Origin of the sequence: Bacillus sp. LB7 (assembly GCF_030449715.1) — a bacterium.
Taxonomy (GTDB): Bacteria; Bacillota; Bacilli; order Bacillales; family Bacillaceae; genus Bacillus; species Bacillus paralicheniformis.
The window spans coordinates 1-404 of sequence record NZ_JASGCA010000062.1; the positions used below are offsets into that span (position 1 = coordinate 1).

Annotated in this window: 1 rRNA gene; it reads right to left on the bottom strand. The window is 43.3% G+C overall.

What is annotated here, in order from left to right:
- Positions 1-230 (bottom strand): 23S ribosomal RNA (locus QMZ64_RS23055); the annotation flags it as partial.
- Between the last annotated feature and the right edge of the window lie 174 nt (positions 231-404).

Genomic DNA, 404 nt, shown 5'->3' on the forward strand with positions numbered 1-404 from the left:
TTGCTTTCTCTTCCTCCGGGTACTTAGATGTTTCAGTTCCCCGGGTCTGCCTTCTCATATCCTATGAATTCAGATATGGATACTGCTCCATTACGAGCAGTGGGTTTCCCCATTCGGAAATCTCCGGATCAAAGCTTGCTTACAGCTCCCCGAAGCATATCGGTGTTCGTCCCGTCCTTCATCGGCTCCTAGTGCCAAGGCATCCACCGTGCGCCCTTTCTAACTTAACCGTTAAAAAGAATCACTACGTGATATCTTGCATTACTAATTGAATGTGATGTCTACTTTCGTTATCTAGTTTTCAAAGAACACGTTTTGAAGGAATGATCCTTCAAAACTAAACAAGATCTAAACGCACCTGTCTATAAGACCGCAAGGTCTTATATTCCGTATAATATCCTTAG